Source organism: Otariodibacter sp., assembly GCF_029256985.1.
GTDB lineage: Bacteria > Pseudomonadota > Gammaproteobacteria > Enterobacterales > Pasteurellaceae > Otariodibacter.
This window is the reverse complement of the sequence record NZ_JARIDQ010000033.1, coordinates 21,707-38,634: the sequence shown is the minus strand read 5'-3', so window position 1 is coordinate 38,634 and position 16,928 is coordinate 21,707. Positions and strand designations below refer to the sequence as shown.

Annotated in this window: 14 protein-coding genes; 9 read left to right on the top strand and 5 right to left on the bottom strand. The window is 35.7% G+C overall.

What is annotated here, in order from left to right:
• The coding region (locus tag Q1J40_RS03435; protein ID WP_301098643.1) for a CYTH domain-containing protein at positions 1 to 839 on the bottom strand (839 nt) is incomplete at its 3' end.
• Between the two features lie 75 nt (positions 840 to 914).
• On the opposite strand from Q1J40_RS03435, the gene Q1J40_RS03430 reads away from it, so the two are divergent.
• The 3 genes from Q1J40_RS03430 (at position 915) to serS (ending at position 4,318) form a co-directional block, all read left to right on the top strand.
• Positions 915 to 2,321, top strand: coding sequence for a YcjX family GTP-binding protein (locus Q1J40_RS03430; protein WP_301098642.1), 1,407 nt, complete (start codon positions 915 to 917; stop codon positions 2,319 to 2,321).
• A 129-nt stretch (positions 2,322 to 2,450) separates the two neighbouring features.
• Complete coding sequence (gene smpB, locus Q1J40_RS03425; RefSeq protein WP_195759408.1) at positions 2,451 to 2,930, top strand: SsrA-binding protein SmpB; 480 nt, start codon at positions 2,451 to 2,453, stop codon at positions 2,928 to 2,930.
• 83 nt (positions 2,931 to 3,013) lie between these two features.
• The gene (serS, locus tag Q1J40_RS03420; RefSeq protein WP_301098640.1) at positions 3,014 to 4,318 is read left to right on the top strand and encodes a serine--tRNA ligase; all 1,305 of its coding nucleotides are present in this window, start codon (positions 3,014 to 3,016) and stop codon (positions 4,316 to 4,318) included.
• Between the two features lie 309 nt (positions 4,319 to 4,627).
• Here the strand turns inward: serS and msrB are convergent, their stop codons facing one another.
• Positions 4,628 to 5,020: a peptide-methionine (R)-S-oxide reductase MsrB gene (gene msrB / locus Q1J40_RS03415; RefSeq protein ID WP_301098639.1), complete on the bottom strand. Its 393-nt coding sequence runs from the start codon at positions 5,018 to 5,020 to the stop codon at positions 4,628 to 4,630.
• 191 nt (positions 5,021 to 5,211) lie between these two features.
• On the opposite strand from msrB, the gene gyrA reads away from it, so the two are divergent.
• A complete protein-coding gene (gene gyrA, locus Q1J40_RS03410; protein WP_301098638.1) occupies positions 5,212 to 7,872 on the top strand; it encodes a DNA topoisomerase (ATP-hydrolyzing) subunit A in 2,661 nt (886 codons plus the stop codon).
• Positions 7,873 to 7,947: 75 nt separating this feature from the next.
• Here gyrA and Q1J40_RS03405 read toward each other — a convergent pair whose 3' ends face one another.
• From Q1J40_RS03405 to Q1J40_RS03395, 3 genes are all read right to left on the bottom strand, one after another.
• Entirely contained in the window at positions 7,948 to 8,961 is a 1,014-nt protein-coding gene (locus Q1J40_RS03405) for an ABC transporter ATP-binding protein (RefSeq protein ID WP_301098637.1), read from the bottom strand.
• A 4-nt stretch (positions 8,962 to 8,965) separates the two neighbouring features.
• Positions 8,966 to 10,618: an ABC transporter permease gene (locus tag Q1J40_RS03400; protein ID WP_301098636.1), complete on the bottom strand. Its 1,653-nt coding sequence runs from the start codon at positions 10,616 to 10,618 to the stop codon at positions 8,966 to 8,968.
• A 100-nt stretch (positions 10,619 to 10,718) separates the two neighbouring features.
• Complete coding sequence (locus tag Q1J40_RS03395) at positions 10,719 to 11,738, bottom strand: Fe(3+) ABC transporter substrate-binding protein (RefSeq protein WP_301098634.1); 1,020 nt, start codon at positions 11,736 to 11,738, stop codon at positions 10,719 to 10,721.
• Positions 11,739 to 11,968: 230 nt separating this feature from the next.
• On the opposite strand from Q1J40_RS03395, the gene rsxA reads away from it, so the two are divergent.
• From rsxA to rsxG, 5 genes are read left to right on the top strand one after another with little or no spacing between them, the layout of a single operon-like run.
• Positions 11,969 to 12,550: an electron transport complex subunit RsxA gene (rsxA, locus tag Q1J40_RS03390; RefSeq protein ID WP_301098633.1), complete on the top strand. Its 582-nt coding sequence runs from the start codon at positions 11,969 to 11,971 to the stop codon at positions 12,548 to 12,550.
• Positions 12,550 to 13,164 (top strand): electron transport complex subunit RsxB, encoded by a 615-nt coding sequence (gene rsxB / locus Q1J40_RS03385; protein ID WP_301098631.1) that lies wholly within the window; start codon positions 12,550 to 12,552, stop codon positions 13,162 to 13,164. Before rsxA ends, rsxB begins: the two co-directional genes overlap by 1 nt.
• The gene (gene rsxC / locus Q1J40_RS03380) at positions 13,151 to 15,226 is read left to right on the top strand and encodes an electron transport complex subunit RsxC (RefSeq protein WP_301098630.1); all 2,076 of its coding nucleotides are present in this window, start codon (positions 13,151 to 13,153) and stop codon (positions 15,224 to 15,226) included. The genes rsxB and rsxC overlap by 14 nt, the downstream gene beginning before the upstream one ends.
• The gene (gene rsxD / locus Q1J40_RS03375) at positions 15,226 to 16,293 is read left to right on the top strand and encodes an electron transport complex subunit RsxD (RefSeq protein ID WP_301098629.1); all 1,068 of its coding nucleotides are present in this window, start codon (positions 15,226 to 15,228) and stop codon (positions 16,291 to 16,293) included. The genes rsxC and rsxD overlap by 1 nt, the downstream gene beginning before the upstream one ends.
• Positions 16,293 to 16,925, top strand: coding sequence for an electron transport complex subunit RsxG (gene rsxG, locus Q1J40_RS03370; RefSeq protein WP_301098628.1), 633 nt, complete (start codon positions 16,293 to 16,295; stop codon positions 16,923 to 16,925). Before rsxD ends, rsxG begins: the two co-directional genes overlap by 1 nt.
• Positions 16,926 to 16,928 lie beyond the last annotated feature (3 nt).

Below are 16,928 nucleotides of genomic sequence, written 5' to 3'. Positions count from 1 at the left end.
TTTTTAAGCCACACAATTTGATGAGATAGATAGTCTGCACTGTCTATCTCATTTTTTACATTTTTAATATCGCTGTGCTGATAACTTGTTGCTGAATAATATTTTTCTATAAGAAGATTATCATTAGTCAATCGAATAAAATCAGCCATTGTTTGAGTGATTTGATATTTTTGTAGATCAGATAACTCTTGTAATTTACAAGCGGTCAGTTTATCTAATTCTTTTGCAATTTTTTCAGGATTGCCCACCCAATAACCTCTTTGGGCTTTGCTTAGACTACTCAACCACATTCCATCGACTTTCGGCATGATGGCTAATAGATCAAATAAATCTGTTAGTGAGCCTTCTTTTAATTCAAATTCAATTTCACAAATAGGTGATTCAGCATTATTATTTTTAATCATGCCCTCATCGATAGCAATTTCAATTTTTGAATGTTCAAAAGATATAAGATAAGTTTTACGCGTAAAATCAGTACTGAAAATAGGTATCAAATTATCATGTAATGTATCTAAATTTGGAATGTTAAGTTCAAAGTGAGATGCAAGTAATTTAAAATCAGGTATATTCTTTTGTAAAGGTAAATTATATTCAGGTCGAACATGTAACCCTCCGACAATTTCACCTTTCATTTTTAAGGTTAATTCGTAGGTACTATTTTTATGTCGAATTCTCAAACCCATTTGATTTTTTTCAAAATAGAAATCCGTAGAATCATAATAGGTATTGCCAAGCATATCGGTAGCATGGGATAAAACTTTGAGAGACCCGATCCATTTTTCTATTACTGAAATATTCTCTGGTTTCAACATTATTTTTAATTCAATTTCATTTTCCATATGCTTATCGTTCCCTAGAATTTACTATGACCTTTTGCTATATTTTATAAAGTTTTTCTGTAATGAGTATATAAAATGTTTAATCAAATTCAAAATCAGCTCCATAAATTTGTACAAAGGGGGTTAGATCATCACCTTCGTCTTGCTGTAACAGGGTTAAGTCGTAGTGGCAAAACGGCATTCATCACCAGTTTGGTAGATCAACTTTTGCACGTGAATATCAATGATAATGCCCATTTGAATTTATTTTTCCCTGCTAAAAATGGTCAAATTATTTCCGTTAAAAGAGTCGAGCAACACGATCTCACCATTCCTCGTTTTGAATATGATAGAAATCGCCAAGGATTTGAAATGGATCCGCCTGAATGGTCGCCATCTACAACAGGCATTAGTGAAATTAGGTTGGCGATAAAATACCAAAGAAAAGATAGCCTATTACGTTATATAAAAGAAACGAGTACTTTATACCTTGATATTTTTGATTATCCAGGGGAATGGTTACTTGATCTTCCTCTACTCTCTCAATCATTTAAAGAGTGGTCTCAAGCTCAACAGTTAGTACATTACGGGAAAAGAGCGGAACTTGCTCAACATTGGTTAGAACAAATTAAAAAATTAGATTTATCAGCTAAAGCGGATGAAAACCAATTAGCAAAACTGAGTGAGGATTTCACCGCTTACCTACTGGAATGTAAAGCTATTGGGATGCAATATATTCAACCTGGACGATTTGTGTTACCAAGTAGCGAAAGGGGGGCGCCTGTTTATCAATTTTTCCCATTATTAGATTTAACAGAATCTGATTGGGAACAATTAGAAAATAGCCCGAAAAATAGTATTTTCCATACTCTAAAAAAACGATATTCACATTATCAACATAAAATAGTCAAACCATTTTATGAAGATTATTTTTCACAATTTGATCGTCAAGTCATTCTGGCAGATTGCTTAACGCCACTTAATCACAGCCAGCAGGCTTTTTTAGAGATGAAAATTGGATTACAACAATTATTTAAACATTTTCATTATGGGAATAGATCATTATTTACCCGATTATTTTCTTCAAATATCGATAAATTACTTTTTGTTGCGACTAAAGCTGATCATATTACAACGGATCAATTACCCAATTTAGAAGGATTGATGAAACAATTAGTCCAAGAAGGTGGTCGGCATGCTGAATTTGCTGGTATTGAAACAGCTTACCAAGCAATTTCATCAATAAGAGCAACTGAACCAGTTATTGTAACTCAACAAGATAAACAATTTAAAGCAATTAGAGGTGTACGTTCTTCAGATAAAAAAGTGGTTACTATTTTTCCAGGTAGCGTACCAAGCCGATTACCAGACAGCAGATTCTGGGAAAACAACCATTTTGCATTTGATCAATTTGAACCCCAAAAAATAGATTTTGATCAGCCCATTCCTCATTTGAGGATGGATTCAGTTCTACAATTTATTTTAGGAGATAAATTTGATTGATAAAAATGCATCTCATGTAAAGAGAATATTTATCTGTTTTGCAAAATATTGAGTGGATCTTACCGCTTGCACATTCAAACCTATGCTTATTTAGGGTACAATCACACCAATTTTTATTAACAAATCAGTATTATGAGCAAAAAACCAAAAGTGGCTTCCAACACTATCGCATTAAATAAACGTGCAAGACACGAATATTTTATTGAAGATGAAATTGAAGCAGGATTAGAATTACAAGGTTGGGAAGTTAAAGCTTTGAGAGCAGGTAAAGCGAATATTGGAGATAGCTATGTCATTTTTCGTGATGGTGAAGCCTATCTATTTGGTGCAATGATTACACCATTAAATGTTGCATCAACTCATATTGTTGCAGATCCAACTCGTACCCGTAAATTATTATTAAATAAACGTGAATTAGATTCCCTATTTGGTAAAACGAATCGTGATGGTTTTACTGTGGTTGCTCTTTCGATGTATTGGAAAAATGCGTGGGCAAAAGTGAAGATTGGTTTAGCCAAAGGGAAAAAATTACACGATAAACGTGAAGATATTAAAGATCGTGAATGGCAAGTTGCTAAACAGCGTATTATGAAACACGCTAACCGCTAAAGCTTAATTATAAGTGATTACAAGCGGTTAGATTGGTTACATATTTTGTCATTATTTAATTATTAGAAAATTAGGAATAAACAATGATTGATCAGAATCTCCTCCGGACTAACTTAGAAGAAGTTGCACACATTTTAAAAACAAAACGTAGTTTTGATCTTGATGTACAAAAAATTGCAGCTTTAGAAGAACAACGCAAAACATTACAAGTAAAAACAGAAACCTTACAAGCAGAGCGTAATGCTCGCTCGAAAGGCATTGGTGCAGCGAAAGCGAGAGGCGAGGATATTTCATCTCTCTTAGCTGAAGTGGACTCAATGGGGAATGAATTAGATTCAGCGAAAGTAGAGTTAGATAAAATTCAAACTGAGATTAGAGAATTATTATTAACTATTCCTAATTTACCGGCAGATGAAGTACCAATAGGTAAAGATGATAGCGAGAATGTTGAAATTTCTCGTTGGGGAACTCCGCGTCAATTTGATTTTGAAGTCAAAGATCACGTGGCATTAGGTGAGAATTTATCAGGTTTAGACTTTCCTGCTGGCGTAAAATTAACAGGTAGCCGTTTTGTTGTAATGAAAGATAAAGTGGCTCGTTTGCATCGTGCATTATCACAATTTATGTTAGATTTACACACTGAGCAACATGGTTATATGGAAACTTATGTGCCGTATTTAGTGAACCACGATACACTTTATGGTACAGGACAATTACCTAAATTTGGTGAAGATCTTTTCCATACTCAACCATTATCAGGACAAGATCCTAATGTGGTACAAAAACCTTATGCATTAATTCCGACTGCAGAAGTGCCAGTAACAAATTTAGTTAGAGATGAAATCTTAGACGAAGAAAGTTTACCATTGAAATTTACTGCACATACCCCTTGTTTCCGTTCAGAAGCAGGATCTTATGGACGTGATACACGTGGTCTAATTCGTATGCATCAATTTGATAAAGTTGAAATGGTACAAATTGTTGCACCAGAAAAATCAATGGAAGCATTAGAAGAATTAACAGGCCATGCAGAAAAAGTTCTTCAATTATTAGGATTACCTTATCGTAAAGTATTACTTTGTTCTGGTGATATGGGCTTTGGGGCGACTAAGACTTATGATTTAGAAGTTTGGCTTCCTGCACAAAATACCTATCGTGAGATTTCATCTTGCTCTAATATGTGGGATTTCCAAGCACGTAGAATGTCTGCTCGTTGCAAAGCAAAAGGTGAGAAGAAAACTCGCTTAGTACATACCTTAAATGGTTCAGGTTTGGCTGTTGGACGTACCCTAGTTGCAGTATTAGAAAATTACCAAAATGCAGACGGTTCAATTACTATACCAGAAGTATTACGCCCTTATATGAATGGATTAGAAGTGATTAAGTAATTAATTTGATTTTAAGATCAGTATAAGGAAAGGTATAAAGAATAGATTTATACCAAAGTTTATATAAATACCTGTTTTTGAAATAATCTTTTTCAATCAACAGGTATTTTTTTATGAATAAAAAAACAAATATCTACTATTGGATTGAATAAGAAGCTTAAAATATCCAAAATCTTAATTAACTCTAAAAATGAGATAAAATAGGCATATAAATGTGTAGATTATTTCTTTATATGCCTCAAAATTAAACAATAAAAAATTGTTGAAATATTTAAAAATATAATCCTGATATATCAATTTTTTACTATTTTATCCATCAATTTCCTCACCAGTTTCATCCCATTTAAAATTTAAGGCAACAGAGTTCAAACAGAAACGTAGGCCTGTTGGTGGTGGACCATCAGGAAAAACATGCCCCATATGTGCATCACAATGACCACAACGAATTTCAGTACGATGATGGCCTAAGCTGTAATCATCTAAATAGCGTAATGAATCCTTTGAAATTGTTTCATAAAAACTTGGCCAGCCACATCCTGCATCAAATTTAGTATCTGAGCGAAAAAGCGGATTATGACAACGAACGCAACGATATGTCCCAATTCTTTCTTCATTCAAAAACTTACCTGTAAAGGGTCTTTCTGTTCCGCTATTTATACAAATTTCAACTTGTGCATCGGTTAATTCATTTATCTCTTTCATATTTTTATTCCCCCAGAAAACATGATTTTTATATTAGACAGATTCTAACTGAATTTATTACATTTTAAAGCCTATATTTAGTAAATAAATAGGGATACATTCCCCCGAATAACACCTTTTATGCTATACTATAAAGCAATTTTCGTCCTAATTTATCAGGACATATTTTGTAACATGATTAGGAAATTTCAATGAGCGAATTAGCCAAAGATATTACCCCCATCAGTATTGAAGAAGAACTAAAAACATCCTATCTCGATTATGCAATGTCAGTAATTGTGGGGCGTGCATTGCCAGATGTTCGTGATGGATTAAAGCCCGTTCACCGTCGAGTTCTATTCTCTATGGATCAGAGTGGTAATACCGCCAGTAAACCTTATGTAAAATCAGCCCGTGTTGTCGGTGATGTTATCGGTAAATACCACCCTCATGGTGATTCTGCAGTTTACGATACTATTGTGCGTATGGCACAACCATTCTCATTACGTTATATGTTAGTTGATGGGCAAGGTAACTTTGGTTCAATTGATGGTGATGCGCCTGCCGCAATGCGTTATACCGAAGTGCGTATGCAAAAAATCACACAAGAATTATTGACTGATTTAGATAAAGAAACAGTTGATTTCTCGCCTAACTATGATGGCAAAGAGATGATTCCTGATGTATTGCCAACAAAAATTCCAGCGTTATTGGTAAATGGTTCATCTGGGATTGCAGTTGGTATGGCTACAAACATTCCTCCTCATAACTTAAATGAAGTATTGAATGGTTGTTTAGCCTACATTGAAAATGATCAGATTACTTTGGAAGAGTTGATGCAACATATTCCAGGTCCTGATTTTCCAACGGCTGCAATTATTAATGGCCGTAAAGGAATTGAAGAAGCATATCGTACCGGACGTGGCAAAATATACGTGAGAGCAAAAGCAAGTGTAGAAACGACTGCTAAAGGCCGTGAACACATTATTGTGACTGAAATTCCATATCAAGTGAATAAAGCTAAACTAATCGAGAAAATTGCCGAGTTAGTTAAAGATAAAAAAGTTGAAGGAATCAGCGAATTACGTGATGAATCTGATAAAGAAGGATTGCGTATTGTTATTGAAATCAAACGTGATGCAGTAGGGGAAGTGGTTTTAAATAACCTATATGCCCTTACTCAAATGCAAGTGACGTTTGGTATTAACATGGTGGCATTAGACCACGGTCAACCAAAGGTTTTAAATCTAAAACAAATTATTGAAGCTTTTGTATTACACCGTCGTGAAGTTGTTACTCGTCGTACGATTTTTGAATTACGCAAAGCTCGTGATAGAGCCCATATTTTAGAAGGGTTAGCCATTGCATTAGCCAATATTGATCCTGTCATTGAATTAATCCGTCAATCTAAAACAGCCGATGAAGCAAGAGAAGGTTTACTTGCTCGTCCGTGGAGTTTGGGTAATGTTGCGGCAATGTTAGAAGCTGCAGGCGTTGATGCTGCAAGACCAGATGAACTTGAAGCTGAGTTTGGCGTACGTGATGGACAATACTATTTATCAGAAGCTCAAGCGAAAGCGATTCTAGAACTACGTTTACATCGCTTAACAGGCTTAGAGCATGAAAAAATTCTTGATGAATATAAGGCTCTTCTCGATACTATCGGTGAATTACTTCATATTCTTAATAACCCTGAACGATTAATGGAAGTGATTCGTGAAGAGCTAGAAAAAGTTAAAAATGAATTTGGCGATGAGCGTCGTACAGAAATTACAGCCGCATCGGGTGATATTAATTTAGAAGATCTTATTGCTCAAGAAGATGTTGTTGTTACATTATCTCATGCTGGTTATGTCAAATATCAACCACTTTCAGACTATGAAGCACAACGTCGTGGCGGTAAAGGTAAATCTGCAACAAAAATGAAAGAAGATGATTTTATCGAACGTCTTTTAGTTGCAAATACTCATGATACGATTCTTTGTTTCTCTAGCCGTGGGCGTTTATATCAATTAAAAGTATTCCAATTACCACAAGCAAGTCGTGGAGCAAGAGGCACACCAATTGTTAATATTCTTCCATTAGTTAAAGAAGAGGATGAGCGTATTACCGCTATTCTTCCAATTCCTAAAGGTGAATTTAGCTCAGATAAATTTATCTTTATGGCAACAGCGAGTGGTGTCGTTAAGAAAGTGTCGTTAGATGCATTTAGTAATATTCGATCAAGCGGTCTGATCGCATTAAAACTTCACGAAGGGGATGAACTAATTGGTGTTGATATTACCAATGGTGAATGTGAGATCATGTTATTCTCAGCACAAGGTCGTGTAGTGCGTTTCAATGAAAACGGTGTACGTGGAATGGGACGCATTGCCACAGGTGTCCGTGGTATGAAATTAGCCCTAACCAATGTATTAGAAGAGGTTGATGAAGCAGAGATTGAATCAACTGGAGAAGATGAAAATACTGATTCAAATATGGATCTAAATACTGATAAAGTGGTTTCTCTTGTTATTCCGCACAATGAAGGTGATATTTTAACTGTAACTCAAAACGGTTATGGAAAACGTACTTTACTGACTGAATATCCAACTAAATCTCGTAACACTAAAGGTGTGGTATCCATTAAAGTAAATGAACGTAATGGTAAGGTTGTCGCTGCGGTACAAGTAGAAGAAACTGACCAAATTATGTTGATCACCGATGCAGGAACTTTAGTTCGTACTCGTGTAAATGAAGTAAGTCTTGTTGGTAGAAATACCCAAGGTGTGAGAATTATTCGAACTGCAGAAGATGAAAGTGTAGTAAGTTTAGAACGAATCTGTGATATTGATGATGAAGAATCAGAAGATATGCATAACGAAGAAGAATAACTTTTATATTAAGTAAGTTATTGAATAAAAGTTGCTATTGATAGTAAGTCTTTAGCAACTTTTTATTTATATTTATTATACAAATAATACTGGTCGATTAATATTAAAGTTTACAGCTACTTTAGTACCAACTGGGTAATTAATTGTTTGGTAAGCGGTCAGTTCCACATCATTTATTGCAATTTTATAGCGAAAAAACTGCCCTAAGAATAATTTATCGATAATAACTGCTTGCCCATTGGAGTTATCTTCATTTAATTCTATTTGTTCAGGTCGTAATAACCATTGATAATGCCCTTTTGGATACTGTATTTCAGGATACTGATAGTTACCAATCACACTTTGAATATATTGATTTCCATCAATGCTACATGTAATATAATTTGCTCCCCCAAGAAAATCAGCAACAAAACGGTTGATAGGAGAATAATATAATTCCATTGGTGTGCCAAATTGAATAATTTTTCCTTGATCCATCACTGCAATTTTATCGGCAAAAGCAAAAGCTTCTTCTTTGCTATGCGTAACAAAAATTGCTGGTACATGTTGGTTTTTTAAGATAGTTTTAATTTCTTGAATCATTTCATAGCGAGTTTGGCTATCAATATTCGAAAAAGGCTCGTCAAGTAAGAGTAATTGTGGATTACACGCCAATGCTCTTGCAATAGCAACTCGTTGTTGTTGTCCGCCCGATAATTCATGAGGATATCGTTGTTCGAATCCTTGTAATTGGACTACTGCCAGCATTTGCTTTGTAATCGTTTGCTTCTCTAATTTAGATAAATTCGATAAGCCAAACTGAATATTGTCCCGAACAGTTAAATGAGGGAAAAGAGCATAATCTTGGAAGATTAAGCCTATTTTTCTATCTTCTACAGCTTTAACTCGTAGATCTTGCCCTGATAATTCAATTTTACCTTGCGTAACTGGTAATAAACCTGCAATAGCCTTGAGCAAAGTTGTTTTTCCACAGCCACTTGCGCCTAGTAAGCATACAATTTCATTATCACCAACTTCTAAATTAAGAGATTGTAAGACGATGGTTTTATCAAACTGATAGCTTAATTTTTCAATTTCGAGTACTTTCATATTATTAACGTTCTTTTTCAGATTGGGAAATTAATGAGCGTGTAAGCCAAATAACTGGTATAAGGCCTACTAAGACTAAAACTATAGCAGGAAGAGCCGCTCGTTCTAGTTGTTCATCGGATGTAAAGGTAAATACATGAGTAGCAAGCGTATCAAAATTAAATGGACGTAATAATAATGACGCATTTAATTCTTTCATACTTTCAATAAATACCATTAATCCAGCAGTAATAATGCCTTTAGATATCAGTGGAAAATGGATTTTTCTAAACATGAAAAATCCATTTTTTCCCATCGTTTGACTAGCCATATCTAATGCGGGAGAAATTCGGCTAAATGAACTTTCTAGGCTACCAATAGCCATAGCTAAAAATCGAATAGTATAGGCTAAGATTAAAGCAAATATTGATCCTGAAAAAACTAGTCCTACAGTCGGTAATTCAAAATATTTTAATATTGAATGTAAGCTATGATCAGCGAATGATAACGGTGAAAGTAATCCAATTGCGAGTACTGTTCCTGGAATAGCATAGCCTAATGATGAAAATTGTAAGAATGATTTTGTGATAGATGACCAAATTTTACTATTCCGAGATAACCTATGAGTAAATTGTAGTATTAACGCTAAGCTAACTGTAAGTATTGAAGCTGTAATCGAGACTTTCAGGCTATTTATTGCAAACTCCATAAAATCTAAATTCCAAGATTGTTCAAAATAATCATAAGACCAGTATAATAGTTGGCCAAAAGGAATAAAAAATGCTAGAGAAAGTAATCCACCACACCAAAGGTATACTACTACCAGTTTCCAACCCGTAAGTTTTTGAAATGACTTCTTTTTTTCATATCCACGTTGGTAATGCTTTTGTTTATGTCTACTATATTGTTCAAGTATAATAAAGAATAGAATAATCAACAGCATAAAAATAGAAATACGACTAGCGGTACCAAGATCTTGAAAGCCTAACCAAGAGTCGTAAATTGCTGTTGTTAATGTTGTAACAGCAAAGTAAGAAACTGTACCAAAATCTCCTAATGTTTCCATAGCAACAAGAGCTATACCTACCGCAATTGCAGGACGGATCAGAGGGAATGTAATACGCCGAAAAATTTGTATAGGACTTGCTCCTAGTAGTTTTGCACTTTGAATTAAATTTTCTGATTGTTCTAAAAGAGCTACTCGGGTAAGTAAAAAAATATAAGGGTATAAAACAAGAGCTAAGACAAAGCATGCACCATATAAGGTTCTGATTTGAGGGAACCAATAGTCTTGAGGCATTTCCCAACCAAATATTGAGCGTAATAGTTTTTGTAATGAACCTGAATAATCAAGTAAATCAGTATATAGGTAAGCAATGAGATAAGCTGGCATAGCTAAAGGAAGACACAACAACCATTGCAATGTTTTCTGTCCCCAAAATTGATAATTTGCTACTATCCAAGCAGACGGTAATGCAAATAATAGAGCTAACGAAACAGTTCCTATAACTAATAAACTTGAATGAATAGCATAATTACTTAATGTTGTATTCCAAAAGTGGATGAGATTGTTTATATCGCTATCAAATGCCTGATAGATAACTGCTAATAATGGTAGTAAAACCAAAAACGTTGTAATACAAGCGAATGTTTTCCAAGAAAGATATTGATTTTTCATTAATTCAGAAAATACTGTTATAAATAGAATAGGACGCCTGAGGCGTCCATAATGTTACATCATACGATATAAATGTTTATCGTACTCCAACTATCTAATATTAAAACTCATCAAATTTAACTTCATCAACAAGTTTTAATGCTTCTTTTGAGTGTTTTGCAATATCTTCAAGTGTTATCGGATCAACAGAATATTCTCCCCAACTTTTAACTAGTTCTGAAGGTTCAATTCCTGGTTTTACTGGATATTCATGATTTAATTTAGCGTAAAGTGCTTGCGCTCTATCATCACTTAAATATTCTACGAGTTTGATCGCATTTGCTTTGTTTGGTGCATATTTTGCGATAGCAACCCCACTAATGTTGAAATGTGTGCCAAATTTACCAGTAGGGAAATTAATTATAGCTGCCTCAGCCCATGATTTTTGTTTTTCATCATCTAACATCTTACCATAGTAATAACTGTTACCTAATGAGTAATCACAAATACCATCTTTAATAGCTTTAACCTGATCACGATCTCCCCCTTGTGGTTTTTGTGCTAAATTTGCTTTTAATCCTTTAATAAATTCTTTAGTTTTTGCTTCCCCATAATGCTCAATCATTGAAGCAAACAACGAAATATTGTATGGATGTTTCCCTGAACGTACACATATTTTACCTTTGTATTCTGGTTTCGCTAAATCTAAATAATCAAACCCAGCGGGTAATTTACCTACACGATCTTTTGATGTATAGATAACACGAGCACGTTTAGTTAAAGCAAACCACTCATTATTTGGATCATGAAATTGAGCAGGGATGTTTTTTTCTAAAACTTGAGATTCAATTTTTTGAGCTAAACCAGCATCTACAAGTTCTTTTACACGTTGAATATCAACAGTTAATAGCACATCAGCAGGACTTAATTCTCCCTCTTTTTTTACTCGTTCAAATAATCCTTTATCTGCAAAGATAACATTCACTTTAATACCAGTTTCTTTTTCAAAATCTTTGAGCATTGGCTCAATTAAATAAGGTTGGCGATATGAATAAACATTGACCTCATTGGCTGCAAATGCTGATGAGTTTGCTAAGATTGCAGAAGTTGCTACTACAAGGGTAGAAAGCGCTTTTTTCATGTAAGCTCCTAAAATTGAAAAGTTAGTAAAATTTATCTATCAGTATGATAGGCAAAATAATTTTTGAGATTCTAGTACGATAGTTCAAAATTGTCAATGAGAAGCATTTGTATTTAAAATAATTTTTTTGTAAAAAAAGGCGAGTTAATGAACGATATAACCAAATAAGGTTGTTCACTAGTCCGAAAAAACGGATAATGTCTGGCGTTTTGTGAATAATTAGATAAGACATGATTGAATATATTTTATTAGTTATCAGTACAGCATTGATTAATAACTTCGTACTCGTGAAGTTTCTCGGAATTTGTCCATTTATGGGGGTTTCAAAAAAAATAGAAACAGCCATTGGTATGGGAATGGCGACGACCTTCGTTTTGACAGTTGCTTCACTTTCAGCTTACTTAGTTGAGAATTATATTCTTGGACCTCTCAATGTGGCTTTTTTACGTACACTTGTCTTTATTTTAGTGATTGCTGTAATAGTTCAGCTTACTGAGATGATCGTGCATAAAACAAGCCCAACACTTTATCGCCTATTAGGTATTTATTTACCTTTAATTACAACAAACTGTGCTGTTCTTGGGGTGGCATTATTGAATGTCAACTTAGCCAATAATCTTATTCAATCTGTATTATATGGATTTGGTGCAGCCGCTGGATTTTCTCTTGTTTTAATACTGTTCTCTGCGCTACGTGAGCGCTTAGCCGCAGCTGATGTACCTCAAATATTTCAAGGCGCATCTATTGCCTTGATTACCGCAGGTTTAATGTCTTTAGCCTTTATGGGCTTTACTGGTTTAGTCAAAATTTAATGTTAGATCAACCTATTATTTTTTTTGTTATCGTCATCATTGGAATCATCGCGCTTATTTTTGGTGCGGTTTTAGGCTATTCATCACTTAAGCTAAAAGTAGAAGCCGACCCGATTGTTGACCAAATTGATGCTCTCTTACCACAAAGCCAATGTGGGCAATGTGGCTATCCTGGCTGTAAGCCTTATGCCGAAGCTGTTGCGAACGGAGATGATATAACTAAGTGTGTCCCTGGAGGTCAACCTCTCGTGGTCAAACTCGCCGATTTAATGGGTGTTGAAGTACCTGATGTAGAAGGCGAAACCCCCGAAGTCAAAGTTGCCTTAATTCATGAAGATATGTGTATTGGTTGTACCAAATGTATCCAAGCTTGTCCTGTTGATGCCATTATTGGTACAAATAAAGCAATGCATACTGTCGTTGCTGATTTATGTACGGGTTGTGAGTTATGTGTCGCACCTTGTCCAACTGATTGTATTGAAATGATTTCACAAAAACCGACTATCCAAAAATGGAATTGGAAATTCGATCAAAGTTTAGTTATTCCCATTTTAAATACCACAGAAATTCAACCTAAAATGGTAGTAGGAGATGACAACAATGCAACAAAATGATGTATTAAGTCGAATCCGACAAGGTAAACTGTGGGAATTTCCAGGTGGGATTCATCCACCTGAAATGAAAAAACAATCGAATCAAAAACCGATTAGATCCTTACATTTGCCGAAACATTTCTATGTGCCAATAGTGCAACATTCAGGAAGTGCAGGGAATATCATTGTTCAAATTGGAGATAAGGTATTAAAAGGACAACCGCTTACCCAAGGTGATGATTATCGTCAATTACCCGTACATAGCCCGACATCAGGTAAAGTTATTGCGATTCAGCCTTACATTTCTTGCCATCCATCAGGTATGGCAGAACAAACGATAGTCATTGAAACAGATGGTGAAGATCAATGGATTGTGCGCCAACCTATTGATAATTTTCTTTCACTTACAGCAGAAGAAATTATCGAAAAAATCTATCAAGCAGGGATTGCAGGGCTAGGTGGAGCGGTATTCCCTACTTCCAGAAAATTACAATTTGCTGAAAATCGTTGCAAGGTTTTAATTATTAATGGGGCTGAATGTGAGCCTTATATCACTTGCGATGATCGTTTGATGCAAGATTATACTGATGAAATGATTGAAGGGATCCGAATTCTACGCTATGTACTTCGTCCCGAAGAAGTTGTACTTGCTGTAGAAGATAATAAACCCCGAGCAATCAAAGCAATAAAAAAAGCATTAAAAGGGGCGAACGATATTTCACTACGGGTCATTCCAACTAAATATCCTTCTGGAGCAAGCGATCAATTAGTCCAGATCTTAACTGGATTAGAAATTCCGCAAGGCACACGAACCATTGAAATGGGTATTGTGATGCAAAATGTAGGAACAGCATTTGCAATAAAACGAGCTATTATTGATGATGAGCCATTAATTGAGCGTGTAGTAACTCTCACTGGCGATAAAATTCGCAATAAAGGTAATGTTTGGGCAAGACTCGGCACACCAATTATTCACTTATTAGAGCAAGTGGATTATCAGCCTGATGAACGTTTTCCTGTTTTCTTAGGTGGACCAATGATGGGATTCATTTTGCCCTCATTGCAAGCTCCTGTAACAAAAACAGCAAACTGTATTATCGCACCGGATCATTTTGAATATGCTCCGCCACAACCAGAAAGAAATTGTATTCGTTGTTCATCTTGTTCTGATGCTTGTCCTGTGGGCTTACTCCCACAACAACTCTATTGGTTTGCTAGATCAGAGGATCACGATAAATCGAAAGATTATCATCTTGATGCTTGTATAGAATGTGGAATTTGTGCCTATGTTTGCCCAAGTTACATTCCTTTGATTCAATATTTCCGCCAAGAAAAAGCCAAAATTGCGGATATTGATGAAAAAGCTCGTAAAGCTGAAGAAGCAAAAATTCGTTTTGAAGCAAGAGAAGCTCGCCTAAATAAAGAAAAAGAAGCAAGAGCTGCCCGTATTCAGCAAGCAGCAGAAAAACGCCGTGAAGAAGTTTCACATTCTGCTGGTGAAGATCCCGTTAAGGCTGCCATGGCACGACTTAAAGCGAAAAAAGCTGAAAATACAATGAAAGAAACGGGTATTAAAGCGGATGGCACACCAGATAACAGTGAGTTAATGGCACAACGCCGTGCTAGACGACTAGCTAAACAGGCAGAGCAACAACTTCAAGAACAAGCGGTTAGTTCTGAACAAAATAATGCAAATTCAGAACCTGAAGATCCAAGAAAAGCCGCTGTGGCTGCTGCTCTCGCTCGTGCTAAAGCTAAAAAAACTGCACAGCAAAGTCAGCAACACACCCAAGAACAAGCGGTCAGTTATGAACAAAATAATGTAAATTCAGAACCTGAAGATCCAAGAAAAGCTGCTGTGGCTGCTGCTATCGCTCGTGCTAAAGCTAAAAAAACTGCACAGCAAAGTCAGCAACACACTCAAGAACAAGCGGTCAGTTCTGAACAAAATAATGCAAATTCAGAACCTGAAGATCCAAGAAAAGCTGCTGTGGCTGCTGCGATCGCTCGAGCTAAAGCGAAAAAAGCCGCACAATTAAAAAATAAAGATAGTGATGAAAATAATCATAAAGGATTAAGCTAATGTTTAGAATGGTCAGTTCTCCCCATACTCATTCAAGCAATTTAACTGCCAAGATTATGTGGTGGGTAATTGCTGCTATGCTTCCTGCACTCGTTGTGCAGTGGTATTTCTTTGGCTATGGTGTACTTATTCAGATAGGCATTGCGATTATTTTCACAGTGGTTATCGAAATGATAGTGGCAAAACTTCGCAAAAAGCCAATAGCTTTCTACTTAGCTGATATGTCTGGTATTTTATCTGCCATAATTTTAGCGATGGCAATCCCGCCCTACTCGCCCTATTGGCTAATTATTATTGGTCTAATTGTAGGGTTGATTCTGGCGAAACACGTTTATGGTGGATTAGGGCAAAATATCTTTAATCCAGCAATGGTTGGCTATGCGTTGTTACTTGTTTCATATCCAGTACAAATGACTGCGTGGCTACCGCCTGCAGAGTTACTCAATGAACCGCCAACGCTAGCTGATAGCTTTTCACTTATTTTTTCAGGTGTAACCACTGATGGTTTTACCATCCACCAATTAATTCAAAGTATAGACGGAATTTCGCAAGCGACAGTACTAGACGGAGTTAAGACAACCCTTTCATTGACAGGACAAACACCTGAAGGCATTACAAATGTGTTTAATACACTGTTTGAAAATATATTTTTCGGAGGCTGGGTACAAGTTAATATCGCCTTTCTTTGTGGGGGATTATTCCTTATTTACAAACGAATCATTCATTGGCAAATTCCTGTTTCTATGTTGGCTTGCTTTGCTCTGTTTAGTATGGCAACGGACTTATTTTCTCAAACTGAAACTTGGAGTATGCCATTGCAATTATTCAGTGGTGCAATGATGTTTGGGGCATTTTTTATTGCAACCGATCCTGTTTCAGCGTCAATTACACCTAGAGGTAAACTCATTTTTGGTGGATTAGTTGGGTTACTGGTTTATTTAATTCGTTATTATGGGAATTACCCTGATGGTGTAGCTTTTGCCGTCTTATTGGCAAATATCTGCGTTCCTCTTATTGATCACTATACGCAACCTCGACTATATGGCACAAAAGGAGGAAAACGTTAATGAAAGCATCTGCTATTAGTACTCGCTATGCATTGATCTTAGGTGCGATTGCATTAATTTGCACAACTATTCTAGTAGGCGTGTTTTTACTCACAAGAGGAACTATAAATGATGTGGTAGAAAAACAACAACGCTCATTATTACTAGAAGTTGTGCCACAAAAGAATTTTGATAATGACTTTTTAGCAACGTGCAAAATTATTGATCTGCCAGAAGCTCCATTTTTAAATAAAATCTATGTTGCAAAAAAAGCAGGTGATCTGACCGCTTATGCTATTCAAGCAACCGCACCTGATGGTTATTCTGGCAATATTGTCTCGCTCATCGGTATTACGCCAGATGGTACAATATTGGGAGTTCGAGTGCTGGAACATCAAGAAACGCCAGGGCTTGGAGATAAAATTGAAATACGTATTTCAGATTGGATAACACAATTTACTGGTATACTATTTAATAAAGAAACTGAATCAAGCTGGAAAGTAAAAAAAGATGGAGGGCAATTTGATCAATTTACAGGCGCTACCATCACACCAAGAGCAGTAGTCAATAATGTTCGTCAAAGCGCAAAATGGGCAGTAACTAAGCTTAAACAACATCCTGAAATAATCAATAGTTTTGTTAATTGTGGGTAAGAG